The 18725-nt window shown below is 61.8% G+C and carries 12 protein-coding genes; 5 read left to right on the plus strand and 7 right to left on the minus strand.

Annotation, left to right across the window (positions count from 1 at the left end):
• The first annotated feature begins 1 nt into the window (after position 1).
• Both DIC66_RS22860 and DIC66_RS23355 read left to right on the plus strand, forming a co-directional pair.
• A complete protein-coding gene (locus DIC66_RS22860) occupies positions 2–2401 on the plus strand; it encodes a carbohydrate binding domain-containing protein (protein WP_147321246.1) in 2400 nt (799 codons plus the stop codon).
• A 220-nt stretch (positions 2402–2621) separates the two neighbouring features.
• On the plus strand, positions 2622–4241 hold the full coding sequence (locus tag DIC66_RS23355) for a glycoside hydrolase family 16 protein (RefSeq protein WP_233505795.1): 1620 nt from the start codon (positions 2622–2624) through the stop codon (positions 4239–4241).
• 9 nt (positions 4242–4250) lie between these two features.
• Here the strand turns inward: DIC66_RS23355 and DIC66_RS05940 are convergent, their stop codons facing one another.
• Positions 4251–5099 (minus strand): 2OG-Fe(II) oxygenase, encoded by an 849-nt coding sequence (locus tag DIC66_RS05940; protein WP_117174984.1) that lies wholly within the window; start codon positions 5097–5099, stop codon positions 4251–4253.
• A gap of 14 nt (positions 5100–5113) precedes the next feature.
• Positions 5114–7375 carry a glycosyl hydrolase gene (locus DIC66_RS05945; RefSeq protein WP_158558851.1) on the minus strand — a complete coding sequence of 754 codons (2262 nt, stop codon included), beginning with the start codon at positions 7373–7375 and terminating at the stop codon, positions 5114–5116.
• A gap of 299 nt (positions 7376–7674) precedes the next feature.
• Here DIC66_RS05945 and DIC66_RS05950 point away from each other — a divergent pair, with 299 nt between their 5' ends.
• From DIC66_RS05950 to DIC66_RS05960, 3 genes are all read left to right on the plus strand, one after another.
• On the plus strand, positions 7675–8982 hold the full coding sequence (locus DIC66_RS05950) for a hypothetical protein (protein WP_117174988.1): 1308 nt from the start codon (positions 7675–7677) through the stop codon (positions 8980–8982).
• A gap of 53 nt (positions 8983–9035) precedes the next feature.
• Positions 9036–10883, plus strand: coding sequence for a glycoside hydrolase family 17 protein (locus tag DIC66_RS05955; RefSeq protein ID WP_147321247.1), 1848 nt, complete (start codon positions 9036–9038; stop codon positions 10881–10883).
• Between the two features lie 195 nt (positions 10884–11078).
• The gene (locus tag DIC66_RS05960; protein ID WP_117174992.1) at positions 11079–11972 is read left to right on the plus strand and encodes an HDOD domain-containing protein; all 894 of its coding nucleotides are present in this window, start codon (positions 11079–11081) and stop codon (positions 11970–11972) included.
• 24 nt (positions 11973–11996) lie between these two features.
• Here DIC66_RS05960 and bcsG read toward each other — a convergent pair whose 3' ends face one another.
• From bcsG to DIC66_RS05980, 5 genes are read right to left on the minus strand one after another with little or no spacing between them, the layout of a single operon-like run.
• Positions 11997–13553 (minus strand): cellulose biosynthesis protein BcsG, encoded by a 1557-nt coding sequence (bcsG, locus tag DIC66_RS05965; RefSeq protein ID WP_117174994.1) that lies wholly within the window; start codon positions 13551–13553, stop codon positions 11997–11999.
• Positions 13550–15982: a UDP-forming cellulose synthase catalytic subunit gene (gene bcsA / locus DIC66_RS05970; protein ID WP_117174996.1), complete on the minus strand. Its 2433-nt coding sequence runs from the start codon at positions 15980–15982 to the stop codon at positions 13550–13552. Before bcsA ends, bcsG begins: the two co-directional genes overlap by 4 nt.
• Complete coding sequence (gene bcsQ / locus DIC66_RS05975; protein ID WP_158558852.1) at positions 15979–16749, minus strand: cellulose biosynthesis protein BcsQ; 771 nt, start codon at positions 16747–16749, stop codon at positions 15979–15981. Before bcsQ ends, bcsA begins: the two co-directional genes overlap by 4 nt.
• On the minus strand, positions 16746–16946 hold the full coding sequence (locus tag DIC66_RS23065; protein ID WP_158558853.1) for a hypothetical protein: 201 nt from the start codon (positions 16944–16946) through the stop codon (positions 16746–16748). Before DIC66_RS23065 ends, bcsQ begins: the two co-directional genes overlap by 4 nt.
• A complete protein-coding gene (locus tag DIC66_RS05980; protein ID WP_117175000.1) occupies positions 16936–18723 on the minus strand; it encodes a BcsE family c-di-GMP-binding protein in 1788 nt (595 codons plus the stop codon). The genes DIC66_RS23065 and DIC66_RS05980 overlap by 11 nt, the downstream gene beginning before the upstream one ends.
• Positions 18724–18725: the final 2 nt, after the last annotated feature.

Consider the following 18725-nt stretch of genomic DNA (forward strand, 5'->3'; position numbering starts at 1 on the left):
GGTGGGTAAAGCCGATCCGGCTAAGGGAAACACCCTATTCGAATGCAAAGAGAAACCCTTAAGATCGTTTTATGAAAGCGCTTTCATAAATTATGTGGGCAATTTCATCAAGATGCAACAGAGACATATTTCTCACCACGACCACGAAAGCAGCAACATGAAATTTTCACAACACAGAATTCCCCTGACAGCGCTCAGCCTGGCCACAGCCGCATTGATTTCAGCATGCGGCGGTGGCGGCTCTGGCACTACGGCAACCACCTTGTCCGGTGCCGTTATTGATGGTTATGTAAAGGGAGCCACAGTGTGTCTGGACGTGAACTCCAACCGCGCCTGTGACACTGGGGAACCCTCGGCCACTACCGATGTCAAAGGCGCATACAGCATCACCGTTCCCGCAGGTACAAGCACCAGTGGCTTGCATCTGATAGCAGTGGTACCGGTGGGGGCGTTCGACAGTGATGCACCATCCACTCCGATCGCCAATGCCTACAAGATGATGGCGCCGGTAGATATGCCAACAGTTATTTCGCCTCTGACGACGGCAGTCTCGGCAGAGATGATCGTCAATGGCAAGTCCACTGCGAATGCGCGTATTGATGTACGGTCCGCTCTGGCGCTGCCCGTCGGCTATGACTTTGCGAAAGACCACGTCGCGACAGCAACGCGGGACATTCCCGCGGGCAACGTAGCGAAGGTGATGGCCGCCATCCTGGCCGTCAAGGTCGGAACGGGCACGCCTGATGCGACATCGCTGGGCCTTGCCTTGGCGCAAATCAAGACAGGAACGACTGCCGCTGATGCTTACGCGAGCAGCGATGTGAGTGGTGTGGTGAGTGGTATCTTGGGAACGCCAACGCCAACGCCAACGCCAACGCCAACGCCAACGCCAACGCCAACGCCAAGCTCTGGCACGGTGATCGCGGACTTCGACACCGTCCTCGCGACCAATGTGGCGGACACCAATGGCGGCACCGGCAGTGTCTCCGCAACCCCGCCTGCGGGTGGTGGCGCGGGCTCGGCCTATGCACTGCTGCGTTCGGGGGGACAGTCTTACGCACTAGGGCTTCTGCAAACCACGGCGGTGCCTTTCACGGCTACTCGCAAAACCATTTCGGCACGTGTCTACTCTCCCACCGCCGGCATTCCGATGGTGCTCAAGCTCGAGAACAGGGCCTCTGCTGGCGCCATCTCTACTGGCGACACACAGGCCAACGAAGCCGTCGTCGTCGGCTGGCAGACCCTGACTTGGACCCTCAACGCCGATCTCACCAAGACATACGACTTGATCGTGCTGCTACCCAACCTGAATACGGTCGATGTTGCCCCAGGCAAGACCTATTACTTCGACGACATCACGTTAAATGCCGCCGCTTCGCCAACACCCACACCGACACCGACGCCGACACCAACGCCGACCAACTTGGTAGCCAATGGTGATTTCACCAGTGCCGCGGCTGATGCAAACTGGTACGGCAACGCCAAAAATGTCCAAACGACTAGTGGTAACAGCTATAACGAGGCCAATGTAGCTACAGCAGGCAATGCTTATGATGTGAATCTTTCGTACAAAGTTAGTATTCCCACTTCAGGGGTCAGCTACAAACTGCGGTTTAAAGTTTCGTCAAACCGTGCTAGAACAATGCTTGCTGGTATTGGCCAGCAGGGCGCTCCCTACGGCGCTGTTGTTCAGACTGTCAACCTCACTACGACCCAACAGACTATTGAGCTGAGTCTGACATCCAACTTTGCTGACACTAACAGCCGCGTGATTTTCGATATGGGCGCTGATACAGGGCAGGTAGTGATTGATGATGTAGAGTTGGTACTGAATACAACACCCGCACCTACCCCCACTCCCGCCCCTTCCGGTGGACCCACCGCTGCAGCGTCGGTGCCGACTGCATTGGCTGGCAATGTGAAGTCGATATTTAGTGACACCTATACTAGCGTTACGGTGGATGAGTGGGGACCAGACTGGGGCGTCAGTTCGTCACGGATAACCGATGGGGCTATAGCAGGTAACAACTATAAAACTATTGATGTTTCAGCTGGAAAAACGTTTGCAGGCATTTCATTCGTTAGCAACAAATTTGATGCAACCACCTATGCAACGTTCAATATGGATTACTGGATCGACACACCCATACTTGCGGGGCAAGTAATTAGCATCAAGCTATCGAACCACAATGGAACTGGGGAAACCAGTGCCGTTGAAAGCACGGTCACAAGTATCACCGGTGGTAGCTGGCAACGGATCTCGATCCCATTGAATTCCTTTACGCAAGCGGCAACCAGCCTGAGCAGAAACAACATTGCGCAAGTTATTCTCACTGCCTCAAGGGCTGACGGTGCGCAGCCCGTTAAGATTTATATGGATAACTTGTATTTCGGTAAATAAGCGGCAACCAATCAATGGGCTGAAAGGACGCCGACTGTAATACTCAGTCGGCGTCTTTGCTTTCTGATGCTGCGTTTTGGCTATACCTTGATTGCCACATGAACATGGCGGCTATCCATTTATCAGCGGTCATCTTGGACTTCGTCCACCCTTTAAGGCTTTGTTTGTTAAAGGTACCATGCCGACCTCACTTCGCAGAAAAATGCCACAGCGCCTACTATTGACTTCTATCATTGCAATCTATTGCATTGCCAGCCTCCTGGGCTGTGGTGGCGGCGGCGGTGGTGGAGCTTCATTTGCTGCTTCACCGGCATCCGTTGCTTCGTCCACCGGTGTGTTCCTGGACAGTACGGTTCAAGGCCTGCGCTACGACACCGCTACGCAGCATGGAGAAACCGATGCGAATGGCCAGTTCAAGTATCTGGCCGGAGAGTCGGTCACGTTTTCAGTTGGTAACTTGGTGCTGGCCAGCACGCCTGGCAAGAGCCTCATCACACCATTGGACATCGCAGGCACCACCAACGTGGCTGATCAACGCGTGACTAACATGTTGGTATTGCTGCAGAGCCTGGACGCCGATGGCAATACCAGCAATGGCATCGCCATCCCAGCTGCGGCATCTGCCGCCGCACCGACTGGAATCGACTTCGATGTGTCGCCCACTGCATTCAGATCGATGGCAGCCATCACTACCTTCCTTGCCAATGCGGTGGGAGCAAGCCGGCAAATAGTGTCGGCTGCAGACGCAGACCTCCACTTTCAGAATAGTTTGAATACGGGCCTGGGTGGCACCAAGATCAACATCGCACCTTTTGCCATTGCAGGAACAACGCAAAGCGTTGCACAAGGCAGCGCCGCGCAACTGGATGGCAGGGCAAGCGGAGATGCCAATGGCGATACCCTTTCGTACCAATGGTCTGTAGTCAGCAGGCCTGCAGGCAGCGTGGCGGTGCTCACCGGGGCCACCACGGCCACGCCCAGCCTGGTGGCGGATGCTCCGGGCGACTACCTGCTGGGCTTGATGGTCAGCGATGGTGTACTGTCCAGCCCGATATCGGTCGTGAAGGTCAGCGCCACGGCACCCAACAGCGTGCCCAGCGGCTATGCCCTGGTGTGGTCGGATGAATTCAACACCAGTGGAATCCAGTTGCCTGACCCCAGCAAATGGAGCTATGACATCGCACAAAACAAAGTGGGCTGGTTCAATGGTGAACTGCAGTATTACGCCAATGGCCGACTACAAAACTCCGCTGTGCAAAACGGCAGCCTCACCATAACGGCACGCAGGGAAAGTCTGGCCGCTTCGGTAAGCGACTGGGGAGGGCAGAACTACACTTCTGCGCGGCTGTTTACCAAGGGCAAGTCCAGCTGGACCTACGGCTTTTTTGAGATACGCGCCAAGCTGCCTTGCGGTGCGGGCACCTGGCCTGCCATCTGGACCCTGGGCTCAACAGTAGACGTGTGGCCCGACCAGGGCGAGATCGACATCATGGAGCAGACCGGATGGGACAAGGGCACTGTGTTGGGCACCATCCACACGCTGGCGGGCTCTGGCGGCAATGGCAGCACCGGATCGACCGCCTTGGCAACGGCCTGCAACGCTTTCCACAATTTCCAGATCAAGTGGACTCCGACAGCCATCGACTTCTATGTGGATGGCGTCTCTTACAGGCCCACCTACAACAAACCCGTCAATGCATCTGGATGGCCGTTCGACAAGCCCCAGTATCTGTTGTTGAACGTGGCCGTGGGCGGTGTGCTGGGTGGCACGGTCAATGACGCGACCCTGTCCAATACGGGCTTGGAGGTGGATTACGTGCGGGTGTACCAAATACGCTGAACCTGGCGGTTAGCCATACTTGCGCTGGCGCATCCATTTGGTGGCAATCCATTTTTCACCCGACAGAACCGGTGCGCCGCCGTGCAGTGTGCTTGGATCGATTTGTCCGGAGGCGTTGCAGTACTCAAAATAGATGGCGGATCCCCTCTTGGGAACGACTGTGAGATGGATGGATGGAAAGATGGTTTCACCACCCCGTTCTACGTCATTCAGGTAAAGGATCAAGGTGCTCACCCGTTGACCACCCTTTGCGAGATGAACACCGCTGCCCACTTGTTCTGGAGGAAAGTAGTCGAAGTGCGGCTTGTATTCGCCGCCAACTTGGTAGTTCAGTATTTGCAGACCTTCGCCATTCTCCACGGGCCAGTGCATCAGCTCCGCTATGCGCGTGTCCAGACTGGCGATAAATGCATTCTCGTTCACTGCAAAATGGGTTCCGGAACTGCCGCGGTCTGCAATCACTTTATGCGTACCGTTGGTGGGGTCCACAATCGTGGAGCGCTGCAGCTTCATACGCGCCAGGTCGATGAGCTGGTCGCACTCATCGAATGACAGCACGTTGTCGAGTAGCGCGACAACGGGTTGGCCCATTCTCATTGAAACCCTGACGTCGCGGTCGCTGGTTTGGATGACGCTGCCAACCTGGGGCATGCGCGGGGAGGAGTAGGTGTAGGCCTGCGTGACGGGTCCAGACGCAATACTTGCTTCGGTGCCCGACATGGCCTGCAATACCGCCATGCCCGCCGCGACGGGGTCGATGCCGGCTTCTGCCATGGATGCAATGAGCTGGGTCTCATTGCATCCGCGGGCCAGGTTGTCACGAACCCATGTCTGCCACTCTGCGCTCAGGGTTGTCATGTTTTCGCGCAGATTTACATCCGCCCCAACGTGCCCGCCGCCACCGTCAACGTCTTGCCATCGCTGTACTTCACCGTGATGGGCGTCTTACCCGCGTTGTAGGCCAGGTAGGTGCGCTGGCCATTGGCTTGCTTGAACACGGCGAACAGCGTGGTGTTGGCCGTCACGCTGAAGTCGGGCGTGCCCATTTCCTTGAGGCTTTGCAACCAGTGCAGGGCGTGCGTGCGGGTGTCGCCCAGCTCAAACGAGCCCCAGCGGTTCCATGAGGCCAGGCCTGCATCCGGGTCGGCCAGGCCCAGGTACTTGGCAAAGATGTCCTGCCAGATATCGACTGGCTTGCCGTACAGGCCGCGGGCGTTCCAGATGGCGGTCTCCGGGCCCAGTGAGGCCACGCTCTTCTTCACAAACGCAGGGTCTTGGCCCAGGTAGGTAGAGACGGTGGTGATGGGCAGCAGGTTGATGCCCTTGATCTGGCGCGGGTCGTCAATCCACCAGGTGTTGTGGGCGTACATGCCGCCAAACAGCATGCTGACCTCTACATTCTTGTACTCCGGGGCAAAGACCTTCCCGTGGATGTCAAACCAGTAGTGGTTGATGGCGTTGATTTCAGTGGTGTACATGTACAGGCCCAGGTCGCGCAGCGCCCGGTTGCCCTTGATCTCGCCCCACAGAATCAGCCCGGCCCAGGCGTTGACGGCCTCGGAAGAAGATTCCTGGTTGTTGCCCAACTCGCCCATGCCAATGCCGGAGGCCCAGGAGTGGCCTTCATAGGGGTCAAAGTTGCGCAGGAAGGGGAACTTGGCGTTGCTGCGGTCGGTGCTGGCAATGTCGGCAACCAGCAGGTCCACCATGGGACCCCATTGCGCGTCCGAAGCCCATTTGGGGTCGCGCAGGGCAATGTCGGCCGCAGCGCGTATCCAGTAGCCGTAGGTGAAGTGGTGGTCATTGAGCTGCTCCACTGTGAAGAACTCTTCCGGGTAGCTGGCCACCGTGCCCTGCTGGGTGTCGTAATGGAAGTAGCCGCCGCCTTCGCCGGTGAACCACGATTCCGCGCGCTTCTTCACCAGGTCCAGCAACTTGTCACGGCCTTCCAGGTCGCCTTGCTGTTCGACCACATCCATGAGTTTCAGGATGCGCTGCAAGCCCTTGCCCTGCCAGTAGGGGCCTTTGCCCTCTTCCAGCATCATGCGCCGGGCATTGCGTTGGTCCAGTTTCATGAGCTCGGCCAACTCGGTCTTGCGGCCAGCGTCGGCCACACCGGGCCAGAACGGCACGAAGCCGGTGTAACGGGCCGTGGTTTTGAAGCTGTCGGCCTCCAGCAAGCGGATCTTGCCGCGCACCGTGTCATAGGCCGGTCCCAGGCGCGGCTCTACTGTCGCATTGTTAAACCACTGATGGGGGTACAGGCCCAGCAGCGCGCCGGTGACCGGGCCTTCCATGGTTTGGGTGGTGGCGGTGAAGGTGGTTTCTATCTGGCTGGAGGCTTCATCAAACTTCCAGTCCACCCGTGTGTCTTGCACAAAGGAATAGGCGTGCTTGGCCAGCAGGGCCAGGGTCTCGGGCTTGTCGTCCGGCAATGCGGCCACCGACAAATAGCCCTTGCCCGGGGGCAGGTGCAGCAGCCATTGGTCGGCTCCGCTGGGCTTCCAGTCACCGCCCGTAGGGCCAAACACGGCATAGCTGGCCGCCGTGGTTTGAACCAGCAGCATGCGGGCATCGGCGGCGCTGACAGCGGCCTTGGAGCCTGCTGGAATTTTGATCTGCGCATCCCCCCGGCCAATTTGCACAAAGGCATAGGGCATGCCATGGGCCATGCCTACGGTCATGTTGTCTGCGCCCTGGGCCATGGAAATGTCCGCCGACCAGTCGCCGTGTTTGGCGAGCTTGGACTGACCCGGCTGAAAGGCTGCGGGCGCAATCAGCAGCGGCAACTGGTGGGGGTAGCGAATCTCCACATCACGGCGCACCGTGGGGCGAACTTCCTTGACCGGTAGCGCCACTTCCAGCCCTGCCGCTGTGGGTTTGACGGTCAGAGGCTGCACAAAGAGTGCTTCGGGCTTGGCGCTGTAGACCACGCTGGAATACCACTGCGCGGATTGTGCCGGTGTGTTGGCCAAGGCGGCTGTGCGCAGGTTGGCTGGCGGCACCGTGCGGTCACCACTCTTGGGGGCAGTGTAGTAGCTCCCCATTCCCAGCTTCACGGTTTGTGCCTGCACCGTGGCAAAGGCCAGTGAGGCCAGGGTCAGTTGGAGGCAAGAGCGCGTCAGCTTGTTCATCGCCGGATCCTGTTCAGGTTGAAGTGGTTCCGCCATGATACTGAAAGCGCTTTCAAAATTGGCACGGGTTAACCCGAATTTTCTCTGCGGGATCACTAATCAGCAGGGCTAGGGAAAACACGGGGGCGGTTTTGATTGACGCACCGGAGCGACGTAGCTATTCTACTGAAAGCGCTTTCAAACTTAAATTTACTCCCATGAAAAACCGAATCAAACCATGTGTCTTTGGACGGATCCCGGCCTCTCAGGTTCGGCGCACAAGGGCATCGGGCGCTCTGAAAGCCACCGCTGCAGCCGCCATGTTGCTGGGTGCGACCCTGAGCCACGCACTGGATTTTGGTCCGGACGGCATGTTCAGTCTCACCGGCTTTGCCGAGGCCACGGTAGGCGTGCAGGGGAACTATTGCCTGAACTGCCAGGTGGTGCCCGACACGGTGTCCAAGCAGCTGCGTGTTGCCGATGCCATCATTCCTGGAAAGCACTACGAGACCGTCACCACCACCAATTGGCAAATCCAGCCCTATCTGGGTGCCAAGTACAACCTGGGCAATGGTTTTGAACTATCGGGTCTGCTGAGCCAGCGCTGGCGCCAGGGAACCATCAACGGCGCCTTCGTCGAGACGCGCTACGGTGGCACGGTGGATGTGCCCGATTTTTGGTACGAGAAGAACATTGCAATTCGCCACGAAGACTACGGCAGTGTGCGCATAGGCTCCATGACCACCCGCGGCTGGAGCGTGGCTGACTTTCCATACGGCGGCAACCTGGGTGTGTCCGATTCCTGGGGTTCCAGCGGCGCGGGCTACGGCATGCTGACCAATGCCATCCGCCTGGGCAGCCGCCAATTGGATGTGGCCGAAGGCGATTTGTTTCTGGAACTGACCTATGACCAGGGCAATGACCACTTCAAGCGCCTGAGCCCGCAGTTCTATGAGTTGTACGCGCAGTTCCACAAGGGCGACCTGGTGGTTGATGCGGTCTATCAGGATGCGGTCAACGGTGGTGCCGGTGCCTGGGGCCATGCACCGTTTACGGGTGTGACACCTTATGCCCAGGATGACAGCTTTGTCGGCACAAACGGGGCGCAGTTCAGTGGCACCCACCAAAACATCGCCATGGTCATGGCGCGCTACCAGGTCAACGCGAAGGTTGAAGTGTCCGGCGGCATCCGCCAAAACAAGTGGAGTGGCGCCAACGTTGCCTACAACCCCGCTGACAACTGGACCAGCGGCTTCAATGTGGACTACAGCAACCCGCTGGCCATAAGCCCACCGGGATACGCGGCGTCGTCGGTAGACTTTTTCCTGGGCGGGCGCTATCGCACCGGCCCATGGACCTTCTTCACGGCCATGGTCTTTTTGGGCGAAGCCGAGACCAAAAACCCCAGCGACCGCGGCCAGCACAACACGGCGACCATCAACACCTTGGGTGCCAAGTACGACTATGCACCCGGACTGCAGTTGGAGGCCACGGCAGGCATGGTGAATTACGGCAGGAAGGGGCTTTCGCCCATGTCGATGCCCGGCAACGCCTCGTTCAGCAATGTGGATTCCCGCATTTCACAAGATGGTCAGTGGGTGACCGTTGGAATGATTTACAGCTTCTAAAAATGACACAAGACCAATCCACCCATAACCGCCTATTCCCGACCGGAGCAAGCATGGCCCCCATTCCTCACAACGTATCGTCTGTCAAAAGGCTGGGCTTGGCTTTGGGCCTTGGTGCGGCACTGTTGCTCAGCGCGTGTGGCGGCGGCGGTACCACCTCGGACCAGGGCAGTGGCGCCAGCCCTGCGGCCTCTGCAAGCGGGCTGCGCGCGCTGCCTGCTGTGTTTACCACTGCCAAAGCGGTGGCCTATTCCCCTTACCGCACCGCTACCACGGATGCCGGACGGGCAAGCGAAGTCATTACCGATGTACAGGTCAAGCAAGACCTCGATTTGCTGGTGACGGCCGGCATTGGCTTGATACGCCTGTTTGACAGCTCCGACAAGGTGGCGCTGCGCACGCTGCGGGTGATTCGTGACAATGCACTGCCCATCAAGGTGATGCTGGGCATCTATGTCAACTCATTCGAGAATGCAAGCGATCCCGTGGTGCGGGCGCGGGCGCAGGCCGACAACGAAGATGAAATGGCCCGTGGCGTGACACTGGCCAAGACCTATGCCGCCGAAGTGGTGGCGGTGAGCGTGGGCAATGAAACCATGGTGTCCTGGTCCTTCAACCCGATCTCGACCGTGGCCATGGCGGCTTACATCAAAACGGTTCGTGATCAGGTCCCACAGCCGGTCACCACCGATGACAACTACGCGTTTTATGCGGGCTTCGCGCGCAACGCCGCAGAACAGCCAGGCGAAGTACTCCGTCAAATTGACTTTGCCTCGATTCACACCTATCCGATGCTGGATGCGCAGTACAGCGACACCAGCGACACCGACCTCTTGCCAGACTGGGACTGGCAGCAACTCGGCGTCACCGACCTGACCAAACGCGCTGCGGCCAGTGTGGACGCTGCCATTGGAAAAGCCCAAACCGACTATGCGCGCGCGCGCAGCTACCTGGACAAAAACGGCCGCGCCAATATGCCCATCGTGATTGGCGAAACCGGATGGAAGGGCGCCGACTCGGGCGGCAGTGCGCTCTACAAATTCCAGGCCCATCCGGCCAACCAGAAGATGTACTTCAGCCGCCTGCTGGATTGGGCCCTGGCCTCGCGCAGCAACAACGGCCCCAAGGGCATTGTGTACTTCGAGGCCTTCGATGAACCCTGGAAAGGCAATGATGACAAGTGGGGCCTCTTCACCAAGGACCGCACGGCACGCTGTGCCGCGCAAGCATTGAACCCCACGGCAACGTGGACCAAAGACTCCACAGCCTGCGCCGACAGCAATGCCCTCTACTTCGTGCCACCAGTGCTCAATGCAGCGCTGACCACGCCCAGGCTGACGATCTTCAATGAATCCGTCACCGGATGGCCTGCAGGTATGCGGGCAGATGCATACGAGACGGGCACCTTCAACCTGATCTACCCCAATACGGGCGACTCGGCACCCAGTGACCTGGGCGCATCGCTGGGGGCAAGCAACTTCTTGCAGTTGGACACGTTCACGCCCAAATCCTACGGTTGGGGTCTGCTGTGGCAGTCGTCCAGTACACCTGCGGTTTCCGCGAACCTGTCCAGCTTTGCCAACGGCTCGATTCGCTTCAGCGTCAAAACCGCCTATGCAGGTTCGCTGCGGGTAGGCATATCCAGCGACACCTCGCTGGGTGCGGTAGTCGAGTCCTTTGTGCTGGTGTCCAACGGCAACTATGGTTACTGCAGCAGTGCCTCACCCGGTTGGTGCGATGTAACCATCCCACTGAGTGCGTTCCAGGCGGCCAACCCCAAGCTGGACCTGCGCTATGTGCTGACGCGCTTCTCCATCTCGGACGTGTACACGGATACTGGCAACACGGATGCGACCGGCAAACCTGCCATTGCCCTGGACAACATCTATTGGATTCGGTGAGGTAAGGGGTAGCTGCGGCTACCCGTATACCGTTATGGCCCGGTGGGCGCTTCAACCGGAGCAACTTGCCGGGCCTTTTTTTTGGCGCTGCACATCACCTCCTTCACCTTCCACCCTACCCGGCGCAAAAGGCAGCGTTGCTATGCAGCCCCAGCCCGATTGACCGGACCCCTTGCCCAGAAGATACTCCGGGCTATGCAAGCCGCCACCCCCGATACGGATGATTCCTCCAGTACCCCTGCCTTCGTGGCACCCCCTGTGCACCTGAAAGAGCCCCTGCCCAACCTGGCAACCTGGGCGCACTTCTTTTTGAAGGCCGATATCCCGGTGCTGGAATCCACGGCGCTGGCGCTGGAGGCCATGCGCCAGAATGAAGACGAGGTGGACGCCGGCATGCTGGCCGAGCTGATTGACACCGACCCCTTCATGACCATGAAGGTACTGGCCTATGTGTCGGCCAAACGGCGCAACCAGGAAAGCACCCAGACCGAGACTGTCATCAGTTCCCTGGTGATGATGGGTGTGGCACCCTTCTTCAGGAACTTTGGTGTGCAGCCAACCGTACAGCAGCAACTGGCAGACCAGCCAGCCGCACTGGAAGCCCTGCAGGCCCTGCTCAAGCGTGCCAACCGTGCGGCGCACTTTGCCACCGGCTTTGCGGTCCACCGGGGTGATACCGATGTGGCGGTCATCCGGCAGGCGGCCTTTCTGAACGACTTTGCCGAGATGCTGATGTTTTGCTATGCCCCGACGCTGGAGATGGAAGTGCGGGCCATGCAGCACGCCAACCCGACGCTGCGCACGGTCAACCTGCAGCGCTTTGTGTTCAATATCGATCTGAACGATCTGCGCCAGGAGCTGATGATGCACTGGCGGTTTTCCGAACTGCTGGTGCGCATCAGCGACGGCAAACACGCCGAGCACCCCACGGTGCGCAACGTGATTCTGGCCGTGCGCCTGGCACGCCATACCGAAAACGGATGGGACAACCCGGCCCTGCCGGACGACATTGAAGAGATCTCCAAGCTGCTCAACGCGCCGCCAAGGGTGACCCGCGGCTTTGTCTACAAGATTGACCAGCCGACCTGAGGCCTGCGGCGCGCAGGCCCGGTTTCAGGGTTTGCTAAAGGGCACCCAGGTACCGTCGTTGGACTTCAGCACATAGCCGCCCGCCGGGTTGCGCAGCATCACCACATCGTCGTTCTCGGCCACAAACGGGGTGGTCTCCAGGGTGTCCAGGCGCTGCGCCAGGGGGATGCCACCGGGCACAAACGGGTTGTCCCGCATCAGGTCGGCCAGCAGCGCGTTGAGGCCAAAGTAGCTGATGTCCTGCTGCACCAGCACCGGCCCCACCCGGCTTGCAGGCGCCTGCATGCCGATGAGCTTGATGGCCGCTGGCACCAGGGTGATCTTCGGGTCCGGGATTTCGCGCATGCCCGGTATTTGCACCGCATCACCGCGCAGCGAGGCGCCATGCTCGGGCACCAGCAGCAGCACCACCGGTCTGCCACTGGCCTCCAGCTGCGTGACAAAGCGGTCAAAGTCAGCCAACAATTTCAAGAGGCGTGGCTTGTAGGTGTCCAGGCTGCTGCGCGCGGTGCTGCCGGGCAGGCGGTTGCCGTCGTGCAGCGAGATGGTGTTGTAGTACAGCGCCACCGGCGCACTGCCTTTTTGCAGGCGCTGCGTCCACCACTGCGACAGCAGGCCGTAGTCGTCGTACACCGGCGTGCCATCAAAGCTTTGCATCTGCACCGTGCCGTTGCGGTTGGACTCCATGCGCCCGCCAAGCCCTGCCTCGTGCTCCACGATCTTGGCAAAGCCGTCAAAAATGCCGTTGTGGTTGAGCAGGCCGCTCGTCCGCAAACCGGCTTTCTCCAGCGAGGGGAATGTGTAGCAACTGGCGTCCGTGCCCTGGTATAGGCGTGCGTGTGCGCTCTGGCCGCAGTTGCCCCGGAAGATGCGGAAAGTGGCCGGGCCACTGTAGCTGGCCGCAGAATTGAAGTGGCTGAAAAGCACATCAAAGCGCTGGAGCAGGGGCGCATTGCGCGCGTTGGCAAGGTCCAGATCGTCCCAGGACAGCGAGCACACATGCAGCACGATTACGTCAAACGCGGGTGCTGCCACCTGCGCCGGAAAGACCAGCTTGCGCAGATGCTCGGCCGCGTAAAAGGCTTGCAGCTGGGTGTCGTAGGGCGCCGCCTTGGTGGCACCTTCCGGATCGGCGGCCTGCGCCAGGGCGGCCTCGGCGGCGGGCGTGGCAGGGCCCAGGGCGGCCAGCAGCGGCACACTCAGAATGGCCAACACCGCCAGCGTGGCGAAGCGCAGCCAGCGTGCCAGCACGGCGTAGGCCAGCAGCGCCAACCCAAATGCCACCAGCGCCTGCGGGCTGACCACGCGTTGCACCAGCTCCAGCAGGTAGCTCGCACTGAAGCCGCCCACGGTACCCAGCTGCGACCAGACCCGCTGCGGCGTGGGCAGGAACGAGTCGTGGTACAGCAGGGCAATGGCCAGCGGCCACACCAGCCAGGTGCGCACGCGCTGCCAGCGCCCGGGTGGCAGGGGCCAAAAGGCGGCAACGGCCAGCAGCAGGTTCCACACCCAATGGAAGCCCAGGCTGTGGGTGTAGTACAGGCCGGTCTTGAGCAGGAAGTACAGGCTCAGGTGGCTCATGCTTTGCCGGCCTTGGCTGCGCGGCGCTGCAGTAGTGCGTCCCTGAAATGGTCACGCACGGAGAGCAGCAGCTTCCAGTAGCCCCCCAGGCCCAGCAGCGCAATCTCTTGCAGGCCTTGCAGGGGGCGGTCGGCGTCGTGGGTTTCTTTCCAGTTCAGCCAGGCGTCGGGGCGGGCAAAGGTGCACTGCACCAGATGCACTTTTTGCGGGTGGGTCAGGGCTTCAAACTGCAGGCCCAGGCTGCCGGGCTTGCTCAGGAGCACCTGCGCGGAAAAGCTGTGCTCCTCGGCACCGGCCCACAGGCTGACGTGCACGCGCTCACCCGCTTGCACCTGCGTTGCAATGGGCGTGCGCAGGCCCAGGCCCGACATGGAGTAGTCCTGGCACTCGCAGTGCACGGCCTGCCCGTTGTCCAGGTACAGCACGGCAGGCAGGCGCGTCTGCACGCGCTGCGTGCGCCGCACCTGGCGCGCCTCCGATGCCACACCCATGGCCGCGCCCAGAATCAGCATGCTGTAGGCCGTCCAGGCCAGGTTCATGGCGACGGTGCCGGTCTCGTGCACATTGAGCACAAACAGCCGCAGCAGGCCCATGCAGAAGGCCGCCAGGTTCAGCAGCACCAGGATGCTGTAAGGCGTGGAGATAACCCAGTCAAAGTACGACTTGGCCACCAGCCCGCCCTTGGCCGTGACATTGAAGCTGCCCGAGCGCGGCCTGATCATGGCCAGTGCGGTGGGCACCATCACATAGGCCGCCAGCACGGTCTCGTACACGTCGGCCCAGGCGGTGTGGCGGCTCTCGCCTTGCAGGTGCGCATTGGCAAGCGTGGACAGCGTGATGTAGGGAATCACGTAGAGCGCCAGCATGGTGGCGCTGGCGTTGATGATGTGCCACTCAAAAAACAGATAGGCCATGGGGGCCGTCAGGAACACCAGCCGCGGCAGGCCAAAGAAGAAGTGCAGCATGGCCGTGGAGTAGCACAGGCGCTGCCACAGGGACAGGCCTTTGCCGAACATCGGGTTGTCCAGCCGGAAGATCTGCGCCATGCCGCGCGCCCAGCGGATGCGCTGGCCCACATGGGCCGACAGGCTCTCGGTGGCCAGGCCGGCGGCCAGGGGCTGGTTGATATAGGCCGAGGTGTAGCCGCGCCGGTGCAGCTTGAGGGCGGTGTGGGCGTCCTCGGTGACTGTCTCCACGGCGATGCCGCCGATTTCCATCAGCGGTGCACGGCGGATCAGGGCGCAGGAGCCGCAGAAGAACGTGGCGTTCCAGAAGTCGTTGCCGTCCTGTATCAGCCCATAGAACAGAGAGCCCTCGTTGGGCACGCGCCGGAAGGTGCCCAGGTTGCGCTCGAACGGGTCGGGCGAAAAAAAGTGGTGCGGGGTTTGCAGCATGGCGCATTGCGCCTCGCGCTGGAACCAGCCCACACAGGTCTTGAGAAACAGCCGCGTGGGGATGTGGTCGCAGTCAAAGATGGCCACCAGCTCGCCATCGGTCTGGTGCAGCGCGTGGTTCAGGTTGCCCGCCTTGGCGTGCCGGTTGTCGGGCCGGTCCAGGTAGTGGATGCCCACGGCCTCGGCGTAGTCGCGGAATTCCGGGCGGCGGCCATCGTCGAGCAGGTAGATGCGCAGTTTGTCACGCGGCCAGTCCAGACCCAGGGCGGCCAGCACGGTGGGCTGCACCACGCTCAGGTCTTCGTTGTAGGTGGGGATGAACACGTCCACCGTGGGCCAGGTGTCGGGCGTGCCGACCAGCAGCGCGGGCTCGCGTTTGAGGGGCCAGGCGGTTTGCACAAAACCCAGCAGCACAATCAGCCAGGTGTAGGCCTCGGCTGCCAGCAGGCCATAGCCGAGTGCGGCCTCGGAAGGGGAATCAAAGTCCAGCGTGGAGGTCAGCCGCCACCAGACGTAACGACCCAGCGTGACCATGCTCAGGCTGGCCAGTGCCAGCGAGGGAAAGCGCCCGGGCAGTCGGCGCAGCACCATGGCCGAGCCCCAGCACAGCACCATGAAGAAAAACTGCCCCAGGGCGCTGAAGGGCGTGGTCAGCACCAGCGTGGCCAGCACGGCAATGGCGGTCAGCAGCAGCCACTGAAATTTGCGATTTTCCAATCGGGGTGCGAGTGCGGCTTCGATGCGCAGACCAAAGGTGACAAAGTCATGGCGCTGGGCCAGGCGGTCCAGTGCGGCCATGCAGGCACGCAGCGGCCAGGCTGCCGCTTGCAGAAGCAGGGCCAGGCCCTGACCCATGCGGGCGGCGCCCCAGCCAATCCAGTGCCACAGGCCCAGCAGCACGTCCCAGGCCATGGCTTGCGGGGTGATGCGCGTCTGCGTTGGCTGCAGCAGCAAGGCGCGCAGCCAGGCCTGCGGGTTGCCGGGCGGCGGCACTTGCAGTTGCAGGGCCAACCAGTGCAGGGCGCGGCGCCTCATGCCTCTCCCTGTGGGCTGGTCGGGCACCGGGCCAGCAGCCAGCGCGCGATGCCGTTGAGGTCATGGGCCGATTGCGCCTGTGGCGCGTGGGCGCTGACGCAGTGGGCTGCCGCGAGTGCGGCGGGCACGCTTTCGTCATCGTGCAGCACATAGGGCGCCAGCAGTTGTGGCCACTGCTGTTGCAGGGTTTGCAGGGCCAGGCGCTGCGCGTCGCGGCGCGGATTGAAGCGCGTGGCCAGCAGGGCCAGGCCAGCGCTGGGCCGGGCCTGGTCCAGCAGGCGCTGCACCTGCGTTTGCAGCAGCGGCGCACGGGGCGTGGTGTCCAGGCAGACCACCACCAGGTCGGCGCAGCGCAGGGCCTGTGTGGCCAGTGCCTGTGGCCATTGGGGCGTGTCCAGCAGCACCAGGCTGTTGTCGTCCCAGGCGCAGGCTTGGAGCTGCGTGGACAGCCAGTGCGGGTCGTGCTGCAGGTTTTGTGGGGCGCTCTGCAGCGTGGGGCTGCCAAAGGGCAGAAAGCGCACCTGGGCCGAGTTCTCCAGTGCGGACTCGGCCCACCACTGGCCCTGCTCTACCCTCTGGGCCCAGCCGTCTGGTGCGGGGTGGGTTTGGCCCAGATGCAGGCCCAGGCTGTTTTGGGCGCACAGGTCCACTGCCATGCACGGGACACCGACGGCACTCCACAGGCTGGCCATGTTGGCCACCACGGTGGTCTGCCCGGTGCCACCCAGGGGCGAGACAAAGGCAATGCAGCGCAGGGCTTGGGTCATGTTGCTTCCTGGTCCGAAGCCGGGGACAGTGCTTGCGCAGGGGATGGGGCGCGCTGCGCTGCTGGCACATAGGGCCGCAGGTAGTGCCAGCGCGTGCGGCCCAGACCGCTGCGCGGCGCCAGCCAGCGCAGCAAACGCCGCAGCGGCCATGCCAGCAGCAGGCCCAGCAGCACATAGCCCAGGAGTTCAAGCAGCATGGGGTGTTCCTTCGGTCTCGGACACGCGGCGTGCCAGTGGGCGGGCTTGCACGGTGGGTGTGGGTGCGGCACCTGCGATGGCCGGGCGATCCGGTGTATCCGGCACCGGCTGAATGCCAGGTGCCGCGCCAACGGCCTTTGGCTGGCTGGTCGCGGGCAGGCTGGCTGCGGCTTGCAAGGGTTGGCTTGCGCGTTCACTGCGGTAGCGGCTGTAGTCGGGCACACCCAGGCGTGCCGCTTCGCGCAGTGCGCGCAAGGCGGTGCGCATGCCGTCCACCGAGGTGTAGAGGGTCTGTGCGGCAAACAGCTCGCTGGGCGCAATCGAGAACAGGCGCGCCAGTGCCGGGTCCACATCGGTCTCGGCGCAGGCGAACATGAACACGTACAGCGCGTTCTGGTCGGCACTCAGCACGTCACCATCGCGCAGGGCCAGGCTGGCCTGTATGGCATCCAGATGGGCCACATGGGTCTGCATGGTCAGGCGCAAAAAACTGTGTGGCAGACCGGCGCTGTGGGTACGGGTCAGCATGGCTTCCACGCTGTCACAGAACGCCAGCATCGGCAGGTAGCCGCGCTGGGCGTCGGGCATGAAGTCGGCGCGTGCGCTCTCGAAGTCGGGCGCGATGGCGCGTGCAAAAGTCTGGTCGTGCAGCTCGTGCAGCAGCCGTTGCAGCCGGGCAAAGCCGACTTCCCGGTAGACCACCGTATTGGCGCCCAGGTGCAGCAGGGCCTGCTCCAGGTTGGCGCGCAGTTTGTCCTGGGTTTCATGCACCACGATCTTGAGGGCGCGGCCGTGCTGGCTGCGCAAGCGGTGCACCAGGCGCAGCAGCTCTTCCTGTTGGCCAGAAGGCCCGGAGTGCAGCAGCACGGTGGCAGCAATCGCGTCCTGTGCGGCAAGCTGCACATCGGCCAGGGTGTCTACCACCTGCCAATCCGCGGGCGCGGCGCGCTGTCCGGCCAGGGCCGCGCGCGTGGCGATCACGGTGTATTGGTCGGGGGCTTCGACCAGGCGTGCCAGCTGCCCATGCATCTGGCTGCCGTCGAACGCGAGGCGCTGGGTGGCAGCATCTTGCGTCAGCCCCAGGCGCACTTCATACAGCGGGCCCTGGCTGCCATTCCAGCGTTCCACCAACAGCAGGGGGTGCTGGGCCTGGCTGCCCATCAGGGCTACGTGCTCAAACACCGCAGCCAGGCTGCGCAAGGGGCCCAGCACCTGCTCGACACTGTCCCAGGCGTTGAAGGCAAACACCACCGGGCGCGTGCGTGTGCGGCACCAGCGTCCCATCTGCAGGCCCCATTGCTGCACCTGGGCCACGCTGTGCCCCAGGTGAGCGCGCGGTGAGGCCAGCACCAGCAGGGCATGACGGGGCGAGAGCCCGGCCTGTTCCAGTTCTTCCAGAACGGCCTGCATGCCAGCGCGGCGCTGGGTTATGTCAGCAGCCATCAGCCAGACGGTCAGCCGCCCCTGTGTGCAGGCCAGCGCCAGGGCAGGGTGCAGCAGCAGCGGGTCGGCAGCGGCTTCGTTTTCTGCCAGCAGGACTACGGGGCCGTGTTGCAGCATGTCCTGCAGCAGCGCTTGCGCCCACTGCAGGTCAGGTGCGCGGTTTTGCCACGCCAAGGCCACTGGCGTGCCCACCGGCAGGTGGCCCAGGCCCTGGGGCAAGGCATCCAGCCCCAGGCCGCAGGCTGCAGCAGCCGGGGGTGTGCGCTGGAGCAGGCTGCGCAGGGCCTGTGGCAGCAGGCGCCAGAGCGATGAATGGGGCAGGGCGGTGTGCATGG

The organism is Rhodoferax lacus, from assembly GCF_003415675.1.
Lineage (GTDB): Bacteria > Pseudomonadota > Gammaproteobacteria > Burkholderiales > Burkholderiaceae_C > Allorhodoferax > Allorhodoferax lacus.

Excerpts from the sequence above, each read along its gene's own strand:
- DIC66_RS05940 (WP_117174984.1), bottom strand. The coding sequence starts at position 5,099 with ATGACAACCCTGAGCGCAGAGTGGCAGACATGGGTTCGTGACAACCTG.
- DIC66_RS05945 (WP_158558851.1), bottom strand. The coding sequence starts at position 7,375 with ATGAACAAGCTGACGCGCTCTTGCCTCCAACTGACCCTGGCCTCACTG.
- DIC66_RS05950 (WP_117174988.1), top strand. The coding sequence starts at position 7,675 with ATGTTGCTGGGTGCGACCCTGAGCCACGCACTGGATTTTGGTCCGGAC.
- DIC66_RS05955 (WP_147321247.1), top strand. The coding sequence starts at position 9,036 with ATGGCCCCCATTCCTCACAACGTATCGTCTGTCAAAAGGCTGGGCTTG.
- DIC66_RS05960 (WP_117174992.1), top strand. The coding sequence starts at position 11,079 with ATGCAAGCCGCCACCCCCGATACGGATGATTCCTCCAGTACCCCTGCC.
- bcsG (WP_117174994.1), bottom strand. The coding sequence starts at position 13,553 with ATGAGCCACCTGAGCCTGTACTTCCTGCTCAAGACCGGCCTGTACTAC.
- bcsA (WP_117174996.1), bottom strand. The coding sequence starts at position 15,982 with ATGAGGCGCCGCGCCCTGCACTGGTTGGCCCTGCAACTGCAAGTGCCG.
- bcsQ (WP_158558852.1), bottom strand. The coding sequence starts at position 16,749 with ATGACCCAAGCCCTGCGCTGCATTGCCTTTGTCTCGCCCCTGGGTGGC.
- DIC66_RS23065 (WP_158558853.1), bottom strand. The coding sequence starts at position 16,946 with ATGCTGCTTGAACTCCTGGGCTATGTGCTGCTGGGCCTGCTGCTGGCA.
- DIC66_RS05980 (WP_117175000.1), bottom strand. The coding sequence starts at position 18,723 with ATGCACACCGCCCTGCCCCATTCATCGCTCTGGCGCCTGCTGCCACAG.